This window comes from Prochlorococcus sp. MIT 1300, from assembly GCF_034092375.1.
In the GTDB taxonomy this organism is placed as follows: domain Bacteria; phylum Cyanobacteriota; class Cyanobacteriia; order PCC-6307; family Cyanobiaceae; genus MIT-1300.
In genome coordinates this window covers 1,186,123-1,207,298 of record NZ_CP139302.1, presented here as the reverse complement: position 1 = coordinate 1,207,298, position 21,176 = coordinate 1,186,123, and the positions used below count along the sequence as shown (strand labels likewise).

Below are 21,176 nucleotides of genomic sequence, written 5' to 3'. Positions count from 1 at the left end.
ACTTTTCTTCGTATTTGCTGTAATCCCTTTGATGCCAATTGATTTCAGTGAAAAATTCTTAGCTCTTATTTAATTTCTCATTCTTTCTTTAGGTTTTGATTACAAAAAATCTCTTATTTGTTTGTCAGTTGACGGAGGTACTGGGTGGGTTTAAAGCTCCTTCACTTGAATCTCCATGGTTTGTTCAGGTCTCATGATCTTGAATTAGGGAGAGATGCAGATACTGGTGGGCAGACTTTATATGTTTTAGAACTCTTGAAGGGATTAGCAAGTAGGCCTGAAGTAGAACAGGTTGATTTAGTTACTCGTTTAATTCAGGATAGAAAGGTTTCTGCTGAATATTCAAATCCTAAAGAAGTCGTGGCACCTGGTGCCTCGATTATTAGATTACCTTTTGGACCTAAGAGATATCTTAGGAAAGAATTGTTGTGGCCTTATTTAGATGATTTGGCAGATCAATTATTTGATCTGTACAAGCAAGAAGAAAAACGTCCGGATTGGATCCATGCCCATTATGCAGATGCTGGATATGTAGCTGCTTTAGTCAGTCGTCGTTTAGGAATTCCAATGGCTTTTACTGGACACTCTTTAGGCCGGGAGAAACAACGTAGATTATTAGAAGCAGGAGTTGATCATGAACAGATTGAACAAACTTATTCAATTAGTCGTAGAATTGATGCTGAAGAAGTTGCTTTAGCTCATAGCGATTTGGTTATTACTAGTACACAACATGAAGCTGATTATCAATATTCGCGGTATGGACGCTTTCAACCTGAACGAACCGTGGTTGTTCCTCCAGGAGTTGACTCCAGACGCTTTTATCCTTCCCAGAAGACAGTTGATACTGATGAGGTAAATGAAATTCTGAGCCCCTTTTTACGTAAGCCAGAATTACCCCCTTTGTTAGCAATATCTCGAGCAGTACGTAGAAAAAATATACCAGCTTTAGTAGAGGCTTATGGTCGTTCTTCAGTACTTAGGCAACGTCATAATCTTGTTTTGATTCTTGGTTGTCGGGAAGATCCCCGACAGTTGGAAAAGCAACAACGAGAGGTTTTTCAACAGATTTTTGATTTAGTTGATCGATATGATTTATATGGGCAAGTTGCTTACCCTAAACAACATCGACGAGATCAGATTCCTTATTTTTATAGTTGGGCAAGAAATAGAAAGGGTTTATTTGTGAACCCTGCTTTGACGGAGCCATTCGGCTTGACTTTGCTTGAAGCTGCTGCCTGTGGTTTGCCAACGGTTGCAACTGATGATGGTGGGCCTCGTGACATTCTTGCTCGTTGCCAAAACGGGCTTTTGGTGGACGTCACTGATTTGGAATCCCTTCAAGATGCTCTTGAACAGGCAGGCAGTGATCGCGATCAGTGGAGAAAATGGAGTGATAATGGTATAGAGGCTATAAGTCGACATTTCAGTTGGGATGCTCATGTTTGTAATTACTTAGCTTTAATGCAAAAGAATTTGGAGGCTGAGCACCGTCCTTCCCCTGTTGTTCTTGAGCAAACAGTCACTAATCCTTTGGGTGACCATTTGTTATTACTTGATTTAGATAGCAATATGGAGCTCCCTGAAGGTGAAGAATTAATCGCGCTTAGAAATAACTTAGAAGCCTTAAATTCGCATCAATCTAATAAGCTAGGTGTTCTAACTGGTCGCTCTATAAAATTAGCTAGAAGTCGTTATTCAGATTTGCATTTACCAGAACCTTCAGTCTGGATCACCTCTGCAGGTACAGAGATATATTATGGCCAAGAGGAGTCTTTTGACAATCTATGGAAGGATTCAATAGCAACGGATTGGGACCGTAATGGAGTAGAAAATGCTTTACTTGATTTGAAAGATCATTTAGTTCTTCAAAATCAAGAACATCAAACTCCATATAAGGTGAGTTATCTTTTAAAAGAACCTGGCGATTCCATATTACCTTTGGTTAGAAAGCGATTAAGAGTTAATCATCAGGTAGCGAGACCTTATTTGCGTTGCCATTGGTACCTGGATGTAATTCCATTGCGAGCTTCTCGTACCGAGGCTATTCGCCATTTGGTTTTGCGATGGGGTGTTCCCTTGGAGCAAGTTTTTGTAGTTGCGAGTCAACAAGGGGATGCAGAATTGCTACGGGGTTTGACGAATACATTGGTACCACCAATTCACGATCCCTCGTTGGAAAGCTTGAAATCTCAGCAAAGAGTCTTTTTTGCTTCAAATACCCGCTCTTCAGGCTTGATAGATGGATTAAATCATTATCGTTTATTCTCTAGTCGTTAATCTGGCGTTGGATTTTTAATTACTTTTACTAGATGAGCAGCTTGCTTGGCTTTCTTAAGAGCGATATCTATTTCATTATCTTCTGCTAATGCTACGCCCATTCGACGACCTTTTTTAGCGTTTGGTTTCCCAAAAAAGAGTAACTTTGTATTTTCTATTTCTAATGCTTCGCTGACTCCTGTGTAGGCTATTGATGAGTATGTATCTGATGATAAAATCACTTGGCTGGCTCCGCAACTTAATCTTTTTATTTTTGGTATTGGTAACCCTAGTATTGCACGTACATGTAATTCAAATTCACTATAATTTTGGCTAATTATTGTTACTAAACCTGTATCGTGTGGTCGAGGGGATAGCTCAGAAAAAATAACTTCATCACCACATATAAAAAATTCTACGCCAAATATTCCTGTTCCCCCTAGAGACTCAGTAACTTTCTTGGCGATTTCTTGTGCTTGTATATGTGCCTTGTGATTTAGTTGTGCAGGTTGCCAACTGCATTGATAGTCACCGTTTATTTGCTCATGTCCAATTGGATCACAAAATAATGTTGTTCCATCTTGTTGCCTGATTGTAAGTAATGTGATTTCAAGATCAAAGCTTAGAAATTCTTCAATTATTACTCTAGGGGAATTACCTCTTGCTCCTTCCATCGCTATATCCCATGCTTCATTTAGGCTTTTAATATCTTTCGCTAAACTTTGCCCTTTTCCAGAAGAGCTCATTACTGGTTTGATTAGAACTGGCCATTTGAATTGCTTGACTTTCTTTACTAACTCTTCTTTGCTAGAGGCATATTCATATTTTGCTGTTTTTAATTTTAGTTTTTTGGCTGCAAGATCTCTTATTTTGTCTCTATTCATAGTTATTTCAGTCGCTTTTGCGTTTGGAATTACTTTAATGCCTTCATTTTCCAGTTCTATTAAGGCTGAGACTGCCAGAGCTTCGATTTCTGGTATTACTAGATCGGGGCTATGTTTTTGAATAATCTTTTTCAACGTCGTTTTGTCATTCATGTCAAATATTTCATACTTGTCAGCAATTTGCATTGCAGGTGCATTTGCATATCGGTCACATGCGATTACGCAACAACCTAATCTTTTTGCTTCTATAGCAACTTCTTTTCCTAGTTCACCGCTGCCAAGTAACATTAATACTTGTGGAAGGCGATTCATTTTTTATTTTATTATAATAGCTATCTTTCTATTTGTCTGGTTTGTCTATCAGGGGTCAGTGGAAAATTGAGCAAAATCGATTAACTAATCCCTCAATTAGGGTTGCCCTGGTATAAGGGTTAGTTGTTTGTGAATTGGCTCTTCATTTATAAAGCCCCAGGAAGCAAATATGGTTGGGTCAGAATGAGTTATTAGTTGTCCTTTCGCGGTTTTTTTAACCTTGAACCCTTCTTTTGCCATCCTTCTCATTAAGCTTGCGGCTTCTTCAAATCGAGAAGCCATAGCTTCTAAGCTGGCGCAATCCGAAGATAAGCCTGATTCTTTCCACGTGAAGTAGCTCATATCTTTAAAGGGTTGGTCGGGTGGCTAGAGCAATTGAGAATAGTAAGAAAGTCGCTAGCCAAAAGTGATGCACGATCTTGTTTTCTCGTATTCCAATTAGTTCAAAGTGATGGTGAAGTGGAGCCATTTTAAATAGTCGCCTCCCAATACCGTACTTTCTTTTTGTTAGCTTAAAGAATAAAACTTGTGTGATTACAGATAAGGATTCCACTAAAAATACTCCTCCCATAATAAATAGTGCCCATAAGCTATTAGTTAGTAATGCTGTACTGGCTAGGCTTGCTCCCATTGCTAATGAACCTGCATCTCCCATAAATAATTTTGCGGGCTTTTTGTTCTGAACAAGAAACCCTAGCCATATCCCTGACATAACAATACAAAAGGCAGCGACATGATGGTCTCCAGTGTCTTCTCTCAGCGTTAGTTGTAAAGCTATTCCTGCGAATACAAGAGATCCACAGCCGCTAGCTAATCCGTCAAGTCCATCTGTTAAATTAGTAGCATTACTTTCAGCGATCAACACAAATAATGCGAGTGGCCAAATCAAAATACCAGCGTTCCAGCTTAAGCCGAAGGGAAACGCAATTGATTCATTAATTAAACCTTTAGAGGCTACTAGTATTAGAAAAATAATCCCAAGAATTGTTTGCAGAATGATCTTTTTATTAGCCGTAAGGCCTGTGCTTTTTTGTTTAGTCATACTTGTCCAATCATCTACTACTCCAATGATCATATATCCCAGTGTGATAAATGAGATTGCGAGTATTTTTTCACTTCTTTCAACATCTAAATGAATGAGATTTGCAATAATTATTCCTGCAGGGACTACTATCAAACCACCCATAGTTGGTGTGCCTGATTTCTCAAGGTGACTTTGCGGGCCGTCTTCTCTAACTACCTGACCTACTTTTAAGGCCTTAAGCATTGGGATAGTCCACCAGGTTAGTAATACAGAGATTGCAGATGAGACAAGTAAAAGTATTTTGAGATTACTGTTTGTTGCATAAGTATCAGCCAGAAAAGTAGCCCCAAAAATCACTATCACTAGACACATGTAACTTCTATCAGTTTTTGTCTGTTTTGGCTTATTTCCCTTTTCCTCTGCAGCAGGTGCTTTCAGAGAATCCACTACCGATAAATTTATTAGTAATTATTTTTTATCTACAGAAGTGTTGATTGTCAATTGACCTCAGTCTTCCCAATTTTCTTCTTCTTGTTCATCCTCGTCCGATTTGTAATCCTCTTTTTCTCCCATCAAGGCTGAAAGCTCCTCTTCTTCAACAGTACTTATTTCTTCAGTGGCGGAATCTTCATCAGCTACTAGCCTGCCACTGGTTTCTAGCCATGACAACAAATCTGGCTCTTCTCGGAGGGGTAACACAGGAGCAGGTTCATCCCTCCCATATCGAGTTAGGGCTGGGTTGATGCCGTCAAGTGCACTGAGATTTACGTTTCCGACAGCGCTCATTGATGAAAAGTACAACCGATAGGTCAACATAGAGCATAGGAGCCCTCAATGAGTTTGTTTTGACCTTAAAAATTGCTTTGGTATTACTGACATGGGGTTTAGCCCTTGTGTTGAGTTGGTTTTTTAGGCTTTGGGGTGTACAGCATCCCGATCCTTTTCAAATCAGATTGCCCTTGATTTTTTTGTTGCTGGTTGGTCCATCAGTTGTTTTGGGTTTGTGGATAGCTTTTGTTGGTTTTCGAGACATTTTTCATGCTGACAATGCCCTTGAGGCCAATAACCAACTTAAAGTCAAAAATAAATAAGGATTTTTTTTGCTAAAGACATTCATTGAATTTTTTGCTTATCGGACAACAGGTGATGTTGTAGACGGGACCATATTTGGAAGGGATATCGGCACATGGCTTATTTATGCGTTGATATTTTTTGGCTTTTCTTCTTTAGCTTTTATTTGGGTTTGGGCTATCGATTTTTTTCGTGACAGGAAAGAAGGAAAACCTTTGGAAAAACCTTGGGATTGAGGATGATGGCTTTGTCTTGAGAGATTTAGTTTTTACTCATAAAAGAACCGACCCCTTATAGGAGTCGGTTACAAAGAAATTAGAAGGTTAGGAAGCTTCTGAGTTGGAACCTGGGGCCAAGTGTTCAGGTGTTAGGCAACTCTCCTTAAAGGGCACCTAAACGATGCTGAGGAGGTCGACTGGCTTGACGAACCTGCTGAATGTCTCGCCAGACGAAAGCCCACATATGGGTGAAGACTGTTGGAGCAGGGACCTGAATCAGCTGCTTCTAAAAATCCTCAGGTGGCGTGTCGTCCATGGACGCCTCCGTATTCGATGTTGTAAGCATCCTGCTGATTCAGCTTGAATGCAATCAGCCTTTACACCCATTGCCTTAAATGCTGATTTCGCCGATATTTGGAGTGGCGTGCTTATTTGACCTAAGCCATTCTAATTTGCTCCTTTGAGAATTAATTAGCAGTAGATTTCTTCTTCTTTTGGCATTTCAAGCAACCACCATTGATGCGATATGGAGACAGGTGACCTTTCTTGCATGTGTTTCCACGAAAGAAGTGTTTTTGTCCTAGCTCTCTAGCGTGAGCATCTGTTAAGGGTAGTTTTAACCATGCAGGCGGAACTTCCTTTAGTAGCTTTCGTCTTTTTTCTTTTGCTTCTTTTCTGCGTATAAGTTCTTCTTGTTTGCCTTTATTGATCAAAGCTGTTGTTGCGCTATTGTGCGCCCATTGGATGCATTCAGTTATATTTTTCTTTTTTCTGGCTTTCGTTGATAATGAATCGCTAGGCACTTCACGTGTATTGCCGCAAATGCATTGACACCACCAGTAAGCGTTGCCAGCTTTGGTTCTTTTGTCCAATAGCCTTATAACAGTAAGGTGCCCGTAGACTTCCCCTATTTTATTTTACGTTGTCTTGGCATTGGTGATATGGATGATGTTTTCTTGATTGCCTTTCTAAGTACTCTATTTCTTTAAGGAATACTTTCCCTTCTTTTGCTAGTTATAGGACTTTTTGGGTTTGGTACAAATATATTAGGCAGCTCTGCTTCTTGTTTCAAATGCCTCGATGCATTCAATTGATATTTCTATTTAGCAATTTATCGTGAGATTTACGCTTGATTTTTCAAATGAACTAGTTCTGAGACTTTAAAATAATTTGATTGGGATTTCGGATGATGGGACGAGCAAAGAGAGTTGTTCTTGCTTATTCAGGGGGAGTGGACACAAGTGTTTGCATACCTTATTTGCTTGAGGAATGGGGAGTGGAAGAGGTTATTACCTTTGCGGCTGATTTGGGTCAGGGGGATGAGCTTGAGCCTATTCGTTTAAAGGCTCTTGAAGCAGGGGCAAGTCAATCTTTGGTAGGGGATTTGATCAAACCCTTTGTGGAAGAGTTTGCTTTTCCAGCAATTCAAGCAAATGCCCTTTATGAAGGGCGTTACCCGCTCTCTACAGCCCTTGCTCGACCTTTGATTGCTCAAAAGTTAGTCCAGGTGGCTCGGGAATTGGGAGCTGATGCAGTGGCTCATGGTTGTACTGGAAAAGGCAATGATCAGGTTCGCTTTGACGTAGCGATTGCTGGTCTTGCTCCCGAATTAAAAGTTTTAGCTCCTGCAAGAGAATGGGGAATGAGCCGAGAAGAGACAATTGCATATGGGGAACGCTTTGGGATACCTGCGCCTGTTAGTAAAAAGTCTCCTTATTCAATTGATTTAAATCTTTTAGGTAGAAGTATTGAAGCAGGAATATTGGAAGACCCAATGGCTCCTCCTCCCGAAGAAATCTTTGCAATGACTTCTTCTATTGAAGAGGCACCCAATGAACCACTGGAAATAGAGATTGCTTTTGAAGGCGGCAGACCTGTAGCAATAGATGGTGAGTGTTTAGATCCTGTAGAGTTAGTTCATCGTGCAAATTCTTTAGCAGGTAAACATGGTATTGGTCGTATAGATCTGATTGAAAATAGAGTTGTAGGGATTAAAAGTAGAGAGATTTATGAGACGCCTGGATTATTACTTTTAATTCAAGCACATAAAGAATTAGAAACCTTGACATTAGCCGCAGACGTTTTACGTACTAAAGCTAATCTTGAGGCCCAATGGGCTGATTTGGTGTATCAAGGACTTTGGTTTGGACCCTTAAAAGAGGCTTTGGATGGTTTTATTAAAAATACCCAGGAGTACGTAAATGGCCTCGTTAGGCTACGTTTGTACAAGGGGAATTCAATTGTTATTGGCAGGGCCTCTAGTGAGAATAGTCTTTATAAACCTGAGATGGCTACTTATGGCGATGATGACATCTTTGACCATAAAGCTGCGGAAGGATTTATATACATATGGGGTCTGTCAAGTCGAGTTTGGGCGGAATCTAGCAAGCACGGATAATTGCCATTGAAATTGATTCCTGCAACTAACCATTAATTTTCTGTTTCTTGTTTTTGTTCCTTTTCTGAATCTTTTTCTTTTTGAGTGTCTGTTTGATCTTCTGATTCATCTTTACTTTCACTAGGAGTTGTCACTCTGGGAGTTGGCAAGGGTCCGTTTTGTTTAACAGTTAAATAGCGAATTACGTCTTCGCTGAGTCTCATTGCCTTTTCGAGTACTTCTACATGCTGGCCATCACCTTGATGACTTAGTTGCACATAGATTCCTTCTTTGTGTTTGGAAATTGGATAGGCTAAACGTCGTTTGCCTCGCATTTGGTTATCTAAAATCTCTGCGCCTGCTTGTACAAGCATGTCGCTGTACTTGGTTAGGTGCGATTCAACCTCTTCTTCCGGGATGTCCGGTCGAAGGATGTACATCGTTTCGTAGTAGGGCTTGTCAGTCATCAGTTAATTCCGACAGGGACTTTAAGGCTCATTAAAATGAGCGACGGAGATACCACCTTATCCTTTGATGGGTCGGTTTTAGAAAAGCTGCATTTTTACAGCTTGGCTGATCCCAGGTAGATCAGGTTCTTTCCCTCGGATGCACTCGATAAATGCGAAGATCACTATGGCGAGTGTTGAAACCCAAACGGTGCTTGAAAGGCTTCTAACCAACAGGCTTGTATTGAAGGGTTGAAGAATAATTTGAAAGGCGTAGCTAAGCACGATTATCACAATATCAATCAGTAGGGCTTGTAAGGCATTGAATCGAAGGAAATAAGGGACACTTTGATTTCGAATGACTGCGAGAAAAAGAATTAGGAAGATAAGGAATCCTCCAAAAGGTATTGTTTGCTCAAAAATCAGTAGTGGGAGAGCAGGTAGAGCAAATATTTGCAGAAATGGAAACTCCACAAAAAGATGCCTTCCAAAAGGGATTCCATCACTCCAGGGCAACATATATATGAGAAGACCTAGGAGTCGTTGCCAGGCCGGGATAAGCATCGTTGCTCGAAAACTAAATCAAAGTTAGGGCTTTAATGCTTTTTCTGCGGCTTCTCTCATAACTTTGATAGGGATATTTTTTTGTTGTGTCCACAATCGCATTGATGCTGCCCCTTGTTGAATAAGCATCTCCAAACCATCAATACATCGACAGCCTTGAGATTTCCCTAGAGATAACCAAGGGGTTGGTCTAGGGTTGTATATCAAGTCATACAGTGTTGTTTGGGGGCTTAGATTTTTCCAGATTTCAGATCCTAAAGGTAAATCTTGTGAAGGGTCTAATGGTTTGCTTTCAGAAGCCATCCCTATAGGGGTGGTATTGATTATTAGATCAGCACTTATAATCTCTGGAATGTAATTATCTTTTTCAAGACAACCTTGCAGGATTGTCTTTTGCTGCGATGAATACCCATCCAATGTTTTTAGATCTTTGAGAAAAAGGTCTAGTCGTTTTTGATTCCTACCTAAAATAGTTATTTGTTTTAATTTTAATGTTTGGAGCCCTGCAACAGCTGCTCTAGCGCTCCCCCCACAGCCGATTACGAAAGCTTGTTGGTCGGTCCAATTGGTTGAGCTGTTGATCAAAGGTGCCAAAAATCCCTCTACATCAGTATTTGTTCCAAACCAGCCATCGTTCTCCATTGGAATCAGGGTGTTGACTGCGCCAAGATGTTGTGCAAGAGGTGAAAGTTCTCTGCATTGCTTCGCTATATCTTTTTTGTAAGGGATAGTGACATTTAGACCTCGACAGTTAATCGCACTGAGTCCAGTTAGAACATCACTTAATCCTTCTGAGTCGCAGGGAAATGCCAAATAGCAAAAGTTCAGGCCCATTGTTTTGATAGCCGCGTTGTGCATCACCGGAGAGAGTGAATGTTGCACTGGCTTGCCAAGAAGGCCTAATAGCTGGGTTTTGCTGTTGATATGACTCATGTTCTTATCTTTTCAGAGATCAGTCTGATCAGCCAGCTGTTCGGGAACCACACCTCGCCTCAAAGTGCTTTCACTGAGGAGGATGCACATGTTCAAGTTAGAAATTTGTTGAGGTAGACACCAATGGGGAAGGTTGTTGGGATTGACCTTGGAACTACGAATAGCTGTGTTGCAGTGATGGAGGGCGGTAAGCCTACAGTCATTGCTAATGCAGAAGGCTTTCGCACTACCCCCTCAGTAGTTGCTTACACAAAGAATCAGGATCAGTTAGTAGGCCAGATAGCTAAGCGTCAGGCTGTTATGAATCCAGAAAATACTTTTTATTCCTCTAAACGCTTTGTTGGAAGGCGAGTAGATGAGGTTAATGAGGAATCAAAGGAAGTCAGTTATGGAGTTGAGAAATCAGGTTCTAGTGTCAAATTAAAATGCCCTGTTTTAGATAAACAGTTTTCGCCTGAGGAAGTTAGTGCTCAGGTACTCCGCAAGCTCTCTGAGGATGCTGGCAAGTATTTAGGAGAGAGTGTTACGCAGGCAGTTATTACCGTACCTGCCTACTTCAACGACTCTCAACGACAAGCAACTAAGGATGCTGGGAAGATAGCTGGTCTTGAGGTCCTGAGGATTATTAATGAACCTACAGCAGCAGCTTTAGCATATGGTCTTGATAAACAGAGCAATGAACGAATACTTGTTTTTGATTTAGGTGGTGGAACTTTTGATGTTTCTGTTTTAGAAGTCGGTGATGGAGTCTTTGAGGTTTTATCTACTTCTGGTGATACACATTTAGGTGGAGATGACTTTGACAAAGTAATTGTTGATCATCTTGCAGAAACTTTTAAGGGTAATGAAGGGATTGATTTGCGTCAGGACAAGCAGGCACTTCAACGTCTTACAGAAGCGGCTGAGAAGGCGAAGATTGAGTTGTCTAATGCTACTCAGAGTGAAATCAATCTCCCTTTTATTACTGCCACCCCAGAAGGTCCTAAGCATCTTGATTTGACTTTGACCCGTGCCAAGTTTGAGGAATTAGCATCCTCGCTGATTGACCGCTGTAGGGTTCCAGTTGAACAGGCTTTAAAAGACGCGAAGCTGTCTTCTGGAGAACTTGATGAGATTGTGATGGTTGGTGGATCAACTCGTATGCCTGCAGTGCAGGAGTTGGTCAAACGTGTTACAGGGAAAGATCCTAATCAAACTGTCAATCCTGATGAAGTTGTTGCTGTTGGGGCCGCTATTCAGGGAGGTGTGTTGGCTGGTGAGGTTAAAGATATTCTTCTTTTAGATGTAACACCTTTGTCTTTAGGCGTAGAGACTCTTGGAGGGGTGATGACTAAAATGATTCCTCGTAATACAACTGTTCCTACTAAGAAGTCTGAGACATATTCCACAGCAGTTGATGGTCAAACAAATGTTGAGATTCATGTTCTCCAGGGTGAAAGAGAGATGGCTTCAGATAACAAAAGTTTGGGAACATTTCGTCTTGATGGAATACCTCCTGCCCCTAGAGGTGTGCCTCAGATTGAGGTCACGTTTGACATAGATGCAAATGGTATTCTTAGTGTGAATGCCAAAGATAAAGGCAGCGGAAAAGAGCAAAGTATTTCTATTACTGGTGCCTCTACTTTGTCTGACAATGAAGTAGACAAGATGGTTAAAGATGCTGAAACAAATGCTTCTGCGGATAAAGAGAAACGTGAGCGAATTGATGTTAAGAATCAAGCGGAAACTCTTGTTTATCAAACTGAAAAACAATTAGGTGAGATTGGAGACAAGGTTGACTCAGAAGCTAAAGCAAAAGTTGAAGATAAGAGGGTAAGACTAAAAGAAGCAACTGAGAAGGATGATTTCGAAACTATGAAAACTCTTTTAGAAGAACTTCAGAAGGAGTTGTATGCTTTAGGTGCTTCTGTATATCAACAGGCAGGTGCTGAATCAGCAGCCCAATCAGGACCATCAGATGCTGGTAATTCGCAAGGTCCTAGCGATCAATCAGGGGATGATGTGATCGATGCTGAATTTACAGAGACTAAATAGCTTTTAATAGATTAATCTTTTGATTGGTTTAATAGCCATCAATTGTTCTTTTTACCCATTCTGCAGTTGCTGGGGTTAGTAAAATCCCATTTCTATAGTGTGCGCTTGCAAGAATTAGCCCTGGTTCTAAAGTTTCTAAAATTGGTGCTGGTTCTTGGGTTGGGCGACTACGTATTCCATACCAATTTTCTTTAATTCTCCCCTCTCGCAACCAAAATGGTGCATCACCTCCTAGGGCTACCATCTTCCTAAGGTCGTTTACGCTTGGGTGTTCTGCAAACTCTAAAGTTGCACCTAATAAGATTTGCTGATGATTTTGAGGAATGAGATTTACACCCTTGCTCATTAAAACAGCAGGCCAACCAGACCAATCTTTCTCTTTAGCATTTATTTCAACTAGGATAGCTTGCCCTAAGGCTGGTTCAAGGTTGCGTTTATAGCCAAGTGGCTCGATGAGCTTCGAAGTTCCCATGGCACTACATATAACTACTATATCAGCGATGATTTTCTTGCCATTTGTAAGATTCAATTGCCAACATGAGCAAAATTTTTTGGGCTTTCTTTCGAGCGATATAACATATGAACTCTCTTGAATGACGTTTTTTGTCTTGATAGCCAATCGCAGACATTTTTGTAAAAGGAGAGGGTCTAACTGGCCATCCTTTTTAGAAATCATTGCTCCTAGATTATTTTTAGGCCAGGGTATAGGACAACTAATTATTTCATTTGGTTGTAGAAACTTTATTCCATAATTTGATTTTTTTTCACTCAGCTCTTTCATTGCGATGGCTTCTTGCTCAGTGGCCGCAAGTTGTATAATTGGGTGATTAAGTTTTAATGCGTATTGTTGAGTTTTTAGCCTTTTGATCCAATCCGGCCAGAGCCTCATACTTTCGTTTCTTAAGTGCCATGCTCTGCCACTAGAGCGGCGGAACATATATCCCATAAGAATTCCTAGAGAGGCTTTGGAGCCATTTAAGGGACCATCTCGGGATAACGGATGATTTAGGTGTGGATCAATTAAGTAGACCTGATGCCCATAGGATGCAAGGTGCCAAGCCGTTCCTGAGCCCACAGCGCCGCCGCCGATTATTGCAATGTTTTTAGTCAGGGGAGGATTTAATTAAGGATGTATTGGAAGCACCTGCTAAGTATGGCTATTTTTCAATCCATATCCAAGTCAATCTCTAACCTCTCAATTTCTAGGTCGTGACTTCTAACGTAAGTGTCATTTTGCAGCTAATTTGTCCCGATCGACCAGGATTGGTTCGTGATTTATCTGGTTGGGTTGCGGAGAAGGGTGGAAATATACGTCATGCTGATCATCACACCGATTTTGGTGCAGGACTTTTTTTAAGTCGGATTGAATGGGATTTAGATGGCTTTTCATTGAAAAGAGACTGCATGGCCGCTTCCATTGAAGCTCTTGCTAAAAAATTGGGAGGTAAAGCAATATTGCATTTTTCTGATGAACTTACGAAAGTGGCGATTTTTGCTAGTAAACAGGATCATTGTCTCTTGGACTTGCTTTGGCGGTTTCGTAGTGGGGAACTGCCTATGATCGTTCCTTTAGTTATTTCAAATCACAATAAATTAAGGTCATTATGTCAAGATTTTGGTGTTGATTTTGAGTTTGTTCCCTCATCGCCTTCCAGTAAAAAGGATGCAGAAGAACATATGCTTGAATTATTAGATAATCATCAGATTGAAGTCGTTGTATTAGCTAAATACATGCAAATTCTTAGTAGTAACTTCTTGGAAAGATTTTCAACAGTTATCAACATTCATCATTCTTTTTTGCCGGCCTTTATAGGTTCTAAGCCTTATCATCAAGCTTGGCAACGGGGCGTGAAGTTGATTGGTGCTACTGCGCATTATGTAACTGAAGATCTTGATGCGGGACCGATTATTGAACAGACAGTTGCAAATGTGAGTCATCGCGATGAAGTAGATGATCTAATCCGCAAGGGAAGGGATCTTGAGCGCCTTGCCTTGGCGAGAGCTTTGAGGTTGCATTTGCGGCGTCAGGTAATGGTTTATCGAGGACGCACTGCTGTTTTCGCATGAGTTGCTTTTCTTGGGTATTGAATTCACGACCTGTTTTGGCAAATCAAAGGGGATGGGTGGCTTTTCAATTGGGTTTATTCTTTCTACCTTCTAGTGCTGCTTTATCTGGCTTATTTTTAGTTTTTGCCTTGGGATTTGGGAGCTTTAAAAGAACTGAATCTTTTATCAAAGATCCTTGGAATTGGCCATTTTTGATCGCAGCGATTTTGATGATTTTGAGTTGTATTGGGGCTTATTCAGGATGGTTGGCATGGATAGGTTTGTGGAACTGGCTGCCATTCTTTTGGGCTTTTTGGGCTTTTCAGCCCTATCTATTGGATGGCAACTCACGAATGCGTAGCGCGTTGTTGTTTTTAGCAGGCACTGTTCCAGTTGTGTTGACAGGGTTTGGGCAACTTTGGTGGGGTTGGGAAGGCCCTTGGGAATTATTTGGTGGGCTAGTCATTTGGTTTATTGCACCTGGAGGGGAGCCATTAGGCCGTCTTTCAGGTCTCTTTGATTATGCAAATATTGCTGGCGCTTGGTTGGCCTTGGTGTGGCCTTTTTCTTTAGCTGCTCTAATGCAATTTGGCTTGTCTAGGTATCAGCGATTTGTGGTATTTTTCTTGGCTATTTCGATTGTTGCGGCGATTACTTTGACCGATTCACGAAATGCTTGGGGAGGTCTAATGCTTGCAATTCCTTTTGTAGTTGGCCCAATCTCATGGCCTTGGTTGTTGCCTTGTTTGGGCTTTTTCTTGCTTCCAGTCGTTTTAGCAGCTTTACCTGGAGTACCTTTTCTTTTACAGCAATGGGCGCGCGAATTCGTTCCTGAGTCTATTTGGTCTCGATTAAACGATATGAGATACACCCAGAGAGCTTTGGCTTCTACGCGTTTAAGTCAATGGGGCATTGCGATTCAACTTTGTTTAGAGCGTCCTTGGCTTGGCTGGGGAGCAGCGGCTTTTTCTGTTTTATATCCTATTCGTACAGGCCAATGGCATGGTCATGCTCATAATCTTCCTTTGGAATTAGCTGTTAGTTATGGTCTACTTGTTTCTTTATTAGTTGTTTGTTGTGTTTTGTCTTTACTTATTACAGCTTTATATCGAGGCATGTTGAAAGGTGGGATGAGTAGAAATTATGCAACCAACATTCTTCTTTTTGATAGAGCTTGGTGGGCTGCGAGTTTTATTGTTGTCGTTATGCATGCGACAGATATGCCTTTTTTTGATAGCAGGTTAAATCTGGCTGGTTGGATTTTGTTAGCAGGATTGCGTTGTTCAATCCGTCAAGAGCAAGCTAATCACCATTGTTCTCTAAAGCCAAATGGCGATGTTCTAGTAAGCGGTCTATCCCCAAAGGACCCTTAATATGATTCCAAGGCAATACGTTGCATTCATCCCACCTTTTATGTACTACTTCTTCCCAAGGAGGTGGTGGAGGGAGAGGCCTGAGGGTCGGTTGTGAGGCTGAATATAAATCTTGATTTCTGACTTCATTATAAGTTTTTTTCCAGGCACTCAAACTATTTTCACCGCATCTCATTCTTGCTATTACAGGAGCCAATCGTCTATCACTACGAGATAATAAAGTTTGGATAACGCTTAGCCTATAACTTTCTGGTCTTATATCAATTCCTTTTGGCTTGAGTTTTTTGTTGAGATATTTCAGTCTTTTTGCCGCATCTTTGTTTATTCCGTCCCATTGAAATGGAGTATGAGCTTTAGGTACGAAAGTGCTTACACCTAGTTTTAGACGAAGTTGAGGAACAGCTTTCTTTAAGTTTATTAATAATTCGGCTGTTTTATCTACGTCTTCTTCTTCTTCGCTAGGCAGTCCAACCATTCCATATAGTTTGAGTGCTTTAAGACCTCCTTCAAGTGTATATCGGGCAGCACTATATATTTCTTCTTCCAATAGTTTTTTATTAATCACCTTGCGAATACGTTCACTGCCACTTTCTATCGCAATGGTTATTGATTTGCTTCCTCTCTTGGCCAAAATATTCGTTAGTTGAGTGTTTACTGTTGAAGCTCGAACAGAGCTAACACTTAAGTGAATATCATTAAATTTTTCTTTATTCAGCCATTGCATTAACTCTGGAAACTCTGGATGCTGTGTCACAGATGCACCTAGCAGCCCTATGCGTTTAGTCACTTTGAGCCCTTTTTCGAGAGCGGGTAATAGCCCATTGTTTAGAGATGAAGTGCGAAAAGGTAGGGTTAAGTAGCTGGCCAGGCAAAAACGACATAATTCCGGACAACTTCTTACCACTTCAATCATGTGAATATTTGGCCAGGCTGAATCAGGAGTAATGACTGTTGAATGACTGAGCGTGTTGCTTTTCCATGTTTGCTTTGAGATTGATGAAGGGATTGTTGGATCAATAGGAATAACTCCTAGAAAGTTGCCGTCCGACGAAAATTGAGGTTCATAGAGGCTTGGAACGTAAATGCCTGGAATAGTTGCTAAAGCTTGAAGTTGCTTGAACCGCTTTTCTCCCCGTATCTTTTTACAAGTTTCGATGAAATTAGGGAGGAGCTCTTCACCATCTCCTAGGAGAATTACATCGAAAAAAGGAGCCAATGGCTCTGGGTTTGCAGTAAGAACTGGCCCGCCGCCAAAAACTATTGGGTCATTTTCTTTTCGCTGAAAGCTCCATAGAGGTATTCGACTTTTTTCCAATAGATCCAGAAGCACTGGTCCGTCTAATTCCCAGCTCAGTGAGAGTCCAAATAAATCGCATTTTTGATGCGGCTGATCTCCTTGATCAGTAAACAAACGCTTTATATGAATATCTTCACGTTGAGCAAGGGTAGACCAGATGATTTGGTAACCCAAGCTAGTTATTCCAACTTCATATGTACTAGGGAAGGCCAGCACTGCTTTAAGCGCATCACCCCTTGGTAAAGCTGGGTTAAAGAGTAGTATTTCGTTATTCAGAGTTAATTATGCAAGTGGTTGTAAGTTAAGGGAAATATGCAGAGAGGAAAATAAATGGCCTGCTGAAATTTTCATGTGATTTCCATGTTTAGTTGACGTTCATAAATAGAGTGTTCATTAAATATACGAGCAATTAAAAAACTGGTGATACATGCTACTAAAATAGGCTTAAGAATCAGAAGATCTTTTGTTAATGCAAATGCTAGGAACATAGCTGTGATAGGTGTCCTAGAGCACCCAGCAACAAAAGCTCCCATACCCGCAAAAACATAGGTGCTCGGAACATAGTTTGTTATCCCTTGTAGCCAATCTCCACAAGCCAGGCCTATTGCTCCTCCTAAGGTAAGCATTGGGTAGAACAATCCACCAGGAGCGCCTGAGGCTGCGGCCAAGCCAGTAGTTATAAAAAGTACCGTGAATATTTCTAATGCTTTACGTATGCCTAGATTTCCAGTGGCTATTTCATATTGTAGAGAACTGATGTCATGAAATGAGTCACTTAAAGATGCATAAATAATACCTAGCAAAAAACCACTAAGAACCATGCGAAGGACAAGCCGGTTTTGGAATAATTGATTCCCTTTACGCTGCATTGTCAGAACATAACGGCTGTACAATTCTGCCAGGATGCCAATAATTACACCCAGGGCAATTAAGTAAGCAAGATCGATAGGAAAAAAAGCAATATCTGTGTTGTATTTTCGTACTAGTTGAAATCCAACACTGCTATTGAAGCCACCTGCTGTTGGATCCAACCCGAAACTTTGTAAAATATCAGCCCAGGTATCTGCCCAGAAAGTGGTAACTACAACCAGTAGCAGAATCACTGGTCTGGCTGAGTTAAGTAGTTCTTCGATTGCGTAAATAAATCCACCTATAGGTGCACTGAAAACTGCCGCAATACCTGCGCCCCCTCCTGCTGCAACAATTACCCTGCGAAAGGGTCTAGGTGCTTTCAGAATCTGTGCCATTTTCCATGCAACTGATCCCCCCATTTGCACGGCAGGACCTTCTGGTCCCAAGGGGAATCCACTACCTATTGCAATGATTCCTGCAATTAATTTAATAACCCCAACTCGTAGTCCCATTGGCACTGCTTTGTGTCTGAGATAACCCATGATGTGAGTAACTCCTGAGCCTCCTGCTGCTGGAGCTAGTCGTGAAATGAGTAACGCTGAAACAAGTCCCCCTAACGCTCCTAAGGATGGCAACAAAAACCAAGTTGGCAGATCCTCTCGAAGTTTCAGTCTCCAGTCTTCTAAAAAATGTATCCCTGCTTTGAATAGCACCCCTGTTAAGGCTGCTCCAAGACCGGTGAGTATTAAAGTTAAAACAACTACAAACCATCTTTGTTTTAAAAGTCGACGAATACTTCGACTGGAGTTGATTTGTTCTTCTGAATTGATGGCTTTAGTAAAGGTCACTTGTTATTTGCTTGAGGAAAGAGCTTGTTCATTTGCTTTGTTAGTTGCTCGACTTTCTTCTTCAAACCCTGAAATTTGATCAAAGTTGAGATATCGGTATAAATCTTTTGCATAAGGAGTAATTTTTTCCCCTGCAATTGCAAGGTATTCTGCAGTGGTCGGGATTTTGCCTAGTAGTGCACAGACGGCAGCTAATTCTGCACTCCCTAAATAGACTTGAGCGCCTTTACCTAGTCGATTATTGAAGTTGCGTGTACTCGTAGAGAAGACAGTAGTGTTGTCTTCTACTCGTGCCTGGTTTCCCATGCAAAGTGAACATCCAGGCATTTCCATGCGACTACCAGCAGCTTCAAAAATCTCGTAAAATCCTTCTTTTTTGAGTATTTCTTCGTCCATACGAGTAGGTGGGCAAACCCATAATCTAGTTTTAATTCTGCCTTCTCCTTCAAGGATTTTTGCAGCAGCCCTGTAGTGCCCAATGTTCGTCATGCAAGACCCTATAAAAACTTCTTGAATAGATTCATTAGCTACTTCGCTGAGTAGCTTTACATTGTCAGGATCATTGGGACATGCCAAAACAGGCTCTTTAATTTCACTTAGGTCGATGTTTAAGATTTCCGCATATGTTGCGTCTGGGTCTGCACTCAAAAGCTTTGGCTCTTTTAGCCAGTTTTGCATTTCTTCAATTCGTCGTCGCAGGGTACGAGCATCCTGGTAGCCACGGAAAATCATATTTTGCATTAAAGCCACATTGCTTTTCAAATATTCTGCGACCGTTTCTTCAGAGAGCTTGATAGAACAACCAGCACATGATCTTTCTGCACTAGCATCTGTTAGTTCAAAAGCTTGTTCTAGCTTTAAATCTGGCAATCCTTCTATTTCCATAATTTTTCCATTAAATACATTGATTTTGTTTGATTTTTCTATGGTTAAGAGTCCTTGTTGAATTGCGACCCAAGGGATTGCATTGACTATGTCTCTTAGGGTTATTCCTGATTGCAGTGAGCCTTTGAATCTCACTAATACCGACTCAGGCATGTCTAAAGGCATTGAGCCAATAGCTGCTGCAAAGGCTACTATTCCTGAGCCACCTGGGAATGAGATGCCGAGTGGGAACCGAGTGTGACTATCGCCACCTGTTCCTACAGTATCTGGGAGAAGCATTCGATTTAACCAGCTATGAATAATTCCGTCTCCTGGACGAAGAGCTACTCCTCCGCGTTCTGAGAAAAAATCAGGTAATTCTTTTTGAGTTTTTAGATCTATTGGCTTTGGATAAGCGGCTGTATGGCAAAAGCTTTGCATTACTAGGTCTGCTGAGAAGCCAAGGCAAGCCAGCTCCTTCATTTCATCTCTAGTCATCGGACCTGTTGTGTCTTGGCTCCCAACAGTTGTCATGACAGGTTCACAGCTTGTTCCTGGAGTTACTCCAATAAGGCCACAAGCTCTACCGACCATTTTTTGGGCTTGGGTAAAACCATGGTGGGTTTCTAATTTCTCACTTGGCCGTATGAAGAGATTGGATGGCTCTAGCCCCAGCTTTTTCCTGACTTTGTCGGTTAATGCTCTTCCAATCATTAATGGAATGCGGCCTCCTGCCTGTACTTCGTCGTGAATTGTGGCTGGTTTGAGCTCAAACTTTGTTAATGGTTGATCGGAGTAATTAGACGTCTCAATTTCTGCCTTTTTAATAACTCCTTCATATGGGTAGATCTTAATTACATCTCCAGTTTCAAGTTGGCTGACATCACATTCGATTGGAAGGGTGCCAGAGTCCTCTGCAGTATTAAAAAATATCGGTGCAATTTTTCCTCCTAAAATTATTCCACCTGCACGTTTATTTGGCACATACGGGATGTCATTTCCTATATGCCATAGGACAGAATTTATAGCTGATTTCCGCGAACTTCCTGTACCCACTACATCACCAACATATGCAATTGGATGACCTTTCTTCTTGTTTTCGTATATAGTTGCAAGAGCACTAGGGTCTCTAGTTTCGAGCATTGCTAAGGCATGTAATGGGATGTCTGGTCTTGTGGTGGCATGAGTTGCGGGAGATAAATCATCAGTATTTGTTTCTCCAGTAACTTTAAAAATAGTTACTGTAATTTCTTGTGGCAACGATGCTTTTGAGGTAAACCATTCTCCATCAGCCCAGCTAGTAATTACTTTTTTTGCAAAAGGATTGGTTTTTGCCAGCTCCAATACATCATTAACTGCGTCATATACCAGCAGGATTTGACTTAACTCTTTTGCGGCATTATTTGCTATTGCTTCATCTTTGTTGGAGAGTAGTTCAAGTAAAGCCGAAACGTTATAACCACCTACCATGGTGCCTAATAAATGAGTTGCGTCTAAGGGTGAAACCAAAGGTGAAATAGTGCTTCTCTGTGCAACTGAGCTGAGCCATGTGGCTTTTACGTATGCAGCTTCGTCTACACCTGGTGGAATCCGTTCTTGCAACAAATGTAAAAGAGTTTTGTCCTCACCAGCTGGGGGATTTTCAAGTAATTCCGTAAGCTCCTGAGTTTGCTCGGCAGAGAGAGGAAGGGCTGGTATCCCTAGAGCATTACGCTCGGCAGCCAGTTCGCGATAGGCACTCAGCATTGTGGTGAACCCTTTTAGTTCTTCTTTATTT

Annotated in this window: 18 protein-coding genes; 6 read left to right on the top strand and 12 right to left on the bottom strand. The window is 41.2% G+C overall.

All coding sequences use genetic code 11. The features are described 5' to 3' along the window. The first annotated feature begins 144 nt into the window (after positions 1–144). Entirely contained in the window at positions 145–2,277 is a 2,133-nt protein-coding gene (locus tag SOI83_RS06300; protein ID WP_320675850.1) for an HAD family hydrolase, read from the top strand. Here SOI83_RS06300 and purT read toward each other — a convergent pair. The 4 genes from purT to SOI83_RS06280 all read right to left on the bottom strand — a co-directional run bounded on the left by purT (position 2,274) and on the right by SOI83_RS06280 (position 5,262). Continuing rightward, positions 2,274–3,452 (bottom strand): formate-dependent phosphoribosylglycinamide formyltransferase, encoded by a 1,179-nt coding sequence (gene purT, locus SOI83_RS06295; protein WP_320675849.1) that lies wholly within the window; start codon positions 3,450–3,452, stop codon positions 2,274–2,276. The genes SOI83_RS06300 and purT overlap by 4 nt on opposite strands. A 96-nt stretch (positions 3,453–3,548) precedes the next feature. Further along, entirely contained in the window at positions 3,549–3,794 is a 246-nt protein-coding gene (locus tag SOI83_RS06290; protein WP_320675848.1) for a hypothetical protein, read from the bottom strand. Between the two features lie 4 nt (positions 3,795–3,798). Beyond that, positions 3,799–4,848, bottom strand: a complete 1,050-nt coding sequence (gene mraY, locus SOI83_RS06285) for a phospho-N-acetylmuramoyl-pentapeptide-transferase (protein ID WP_414153442.1) — start codon at positions 4,846–4,848, stop codon at positions 3,799–3,801. Positions 4,849–4,983: 135 nt separating this feature from the next. Then, entirely contained in the window at positions 4,984–5,262 is a 279-nt protein-coding gene (locus SOI83_RS06280) for a DUF3134 family protein (RefSeq protein WP_320675846.1), read from the bottom strand. Between the two features lie 59 nt (positions 5,263–5,321). Here SOI83_RS06280 and SOI83_RS06275 point away from each other — a divergent pair, with 59 nt between their 5' ends. Further along, the gene (locus SOI83_RS06275) at positions 5,322–5,567 is read left to right on the top strand and encodes a hypothetical protein (protein WP_320675845.1); all 246 of its coding nucleotides are present in this window, start codon (positions 5,322–5,324) and stop codon (positions 5,565–5,567) included. Between the two features lie 665 nt (positions 5,568–6,232). Here the strand turns inward: SOI83_RS06275 and SOI83_RS06270 are convergent. Beyond that, positions 6,233–6,637, bottom strand: a complete 405-nt coding sequence (locus tag SOI83_RS06270; protein ID WP_320675844.1) for an early protein (E6) — start codon at positions 6,635–6,637, stop codon at positions 6,233–6,235. A gap of 317 nt (positions 6,638–6,954) precedes the next feature. Here SOI83_RS06270 and SOI83_RS06265 point away from each other — a divergent pair, with 317 nt between their 5' ends. Then, on the top strand, positions 6,955–8,163 hold the full coding sequence (locus SOI83_RS06265; protein WP_320677691.1) for an argininosuccinate synthase: 1,209 nt from the start codon (positions 6,955–6,957) through the stop codon (positions 8,161–8,163). A gap of 32 nt (positions 8,164–8,195) precedes the next feature. Here the strand turns inward: SOI83_RS06265 and rpsF are convergent, their stop codons facing one another. From rpsF to SOI83_RS06250, 3 genes are all read right to left on the bottom strand, one after another. Beyond that, positions 8,196–8,609: a 30S ribosomal protein S6 gene (rpsF, locus tag SOI83_RS06260; protein WP_320675843.1), complete on the bottom strand. Its 414-nt coding sequence runs from the start codon at positions 8,607–8,609 to the stop codon at positions 8,196–8,198. Positions 8,610–8,687: 78 nt separating this feature from the next. Then, on the bottom strand, positions 8,688–9,152 hold the full coding sequence (locus SOI83_RS06255; RefSeq protein WP_320675842.1) for a Tic20 family protein: 465 nt from the start codon (positions 9,150–9,152) through the stop codon (positions 8,688–8,690). Between the two features lie 24 nt (positions 9,153–9,176). Continuing rightward, entirely contained in the window at positions 9,177–10,085 is a 909-nt protein-coding gene (locus tag SOI83_RS06250) for a shikimate dehydrogenase (protein ID WP_320675841.1), read from the bottom strand. Positions 10,086–10,208: 123 nt separating this feature from the next. Here SOI83_RS06250 and dnaK point away from each other — a divergent pair, with 123 nt between their 5' ends. Continuing rightward, the gene (gene dnaK / locus SOI83_RS06245; protein WP_320675840.1) at positions 10,209–12,119 is read left to right on the top strand and encodes a molecular chaperone DnaK; all 1,911 of its coding nucleotides are present in this window, start codon (positions 10,209–10,211) and stop codon (positions 12,117–12,119) included. 28 nt (positions 12,120–12,147) lie between these two features. On the opposite strand, the gene SOI83_RS06240 is transcribed toward dnaK, so the two are convergent. Then, positions 12,148–13,209: an FAD-dependent oxidoreductase gene (locus SOI83_RS06240; RefSeq protein WP_320677689.1), complete on the bottom strand. Its 1,062-nt coding sequence runs from the start codon at positions 13,207–13,209 to the stop codon at positions 12,148–12,150. A 119-nt stretch (positions 13,210–13,328) separates the two neighbouring features. On the opposite strand from SOI83_RS06240, the gene purU reads away from it, so the two are divergent. After that, positions 13,329–14,186, top strand: coding sequence for a formyltetrahydrofolate deformylase (purU, locus tag SOI83_RS06235; RefSeq protein WP_320675839.1), 858 nt, complete (start codon positions 13,329–13,331; stop codon positions 14,184–14,186). Beyond that, positions 14,183–15,538 carry an O-antigen ligase family protein gene (locus SOI83_RS06230; RefSeq protein WP_320675838.1) on the top strand — a complete coding sequence of 452 codons (1,356 nt, stop codon included), beginning with the start codon at positions 14,183–14,185 and terminating at the stop codon, positions 15,536–15,538. Before purU ends, SOI83_RS06230 begins: the two co-directional genes overlap by 4 nt. On the opposite strand, the gene SOI83_RS06225 is transcribed toward SOI83_RS06230, so the two are convergent. The 3 genes from SOI83_RS06225 to acnB form a co-directional block, all read right to left on the bottom strand. Continuing rightward, positions 15,468–17,051 carry a radical SAM protein gene (locus SOI83_RS06225; protein ID WP_320675837.1) on the bottom strand — a complete coding sequence of 528 codons (1,584 nt, stop codon included), beginning with the start codon at positions 17,049–17,051 and terminating at the stop codon, positions 15,468–15,470. The two genes, SOI83_RS06230 and SOI83_RS06225, sit on opposite strands and share 71 nt — an antisense overlap. 131 nt (positions 17,052–17,182) lie before the next feature. Continuing rightward, positions 17,183–18,535 carry a ClC family H(+)/Cl(-) exchange transporter gene (locus tag SOI83_RS06220; RefSeq protein ID WP_320675836.1) on the bottom strand — a complete coding sequence of 451 codons (1,353 nt, stop codon included), beginning with the start codon at positions 18,533–18,535 and terminating at the stop codon, positions 17,183–17,185. Positions 18,536–18,538: 3 nt separating this feature from the next. Beyond that, positions 18,539–21,145 carry a bifunctional aconitate hydratase 2/2-methylisocitrate dehydratase gene (gene acnB, locus SOI83_RS06215; protein WP_320675835.1) on the bottom strand — a complete coding sequence of 869 codons (2,607 nt, stop codon included), beginning with the start codon at positions 21,143–21,145 and terminating at the stop codon, positions 18,539–18,541. Positions 21,146–21,176 lie beyond the last annotated feature (31 nt).

Bases quoted from the DNA above. Each gene is read 5' to 3' on its own strand.
- purT (WP_320675849.1), bottom strand. From the start codon at position 3,452: ATGAATCGCCTTCCACAAGTATTAATGTTACTTGGCAGCGGTGAACTA.
- SOI83_RS06290 (WP_320675848.1), bottom strand. From the start codon at position 3,794: ATGAGCTACTTCACGTGGAAAGAATCAGGCTTATCTTCGGATTGCGCC.
- mraY (WP_414153442.1), bottom strand. From the start codon at position 4,848: ATGTGTCTAGTGATAGTGATTTTTGGGGCTACTTTTCTGGCTGATACT.
- SOI83_RS06280 (WP_320675846.1), bottom strand. From the start codon at position 5,262: ATGAGCGCTGTCGGAAACGTAAATCTCAGTGCACTTGACGGCATCAAC.
- SOI83_RS06265 (WP_320677691.1), top strand. From the start codon at position 6,955: ATGGGACGAGCAAAGAGAGTTGTTCTTGCTTATTCAGGGGGAGTGGAC.
- rpsF (WP_320675843.1), bottom strand. From the start codon at position 8,609: ATGACTGACAAGCCCTACTACGAAACGATGTACATCCTTCGACCGGAC.
- SOI83_RS06255 (WP_320675842.1), bottom strand. From the start codon at position 9,152: ATGCTTATCCCGGCCTGGCAACGACTCCTAGGTCTTCTCATATATATG.
- SOI83_RS06250 (WP_320675841.1), bottom strand. From the start codon at position 10,085: ATGAGTCATATCAACAGCAAAACCCAGCTATTAGGCCTTCTTGGCAAG.
- dnaK (WP_320675840.1), top strand. From the start codon at position 10,209: ATGGGGAAGGTTGTTGGGATTGACCTTGGAACTACGAATAGCTGTGTT.
- SOI83_RS06230 (WP_320675838.1), top strand. From the start codon at position 14,183: ATGAGTTGCTTTTCTTGGGTATTGAATTCACGACCTGTTTTGGCAAAT.
- acnB (WP_320675835.1), bottom strand. From the start codon at position 21,145: ATGCTGAGTGCCTATCGCGAACTGGCTGCCGAGCGTAATGCTCTAGGG.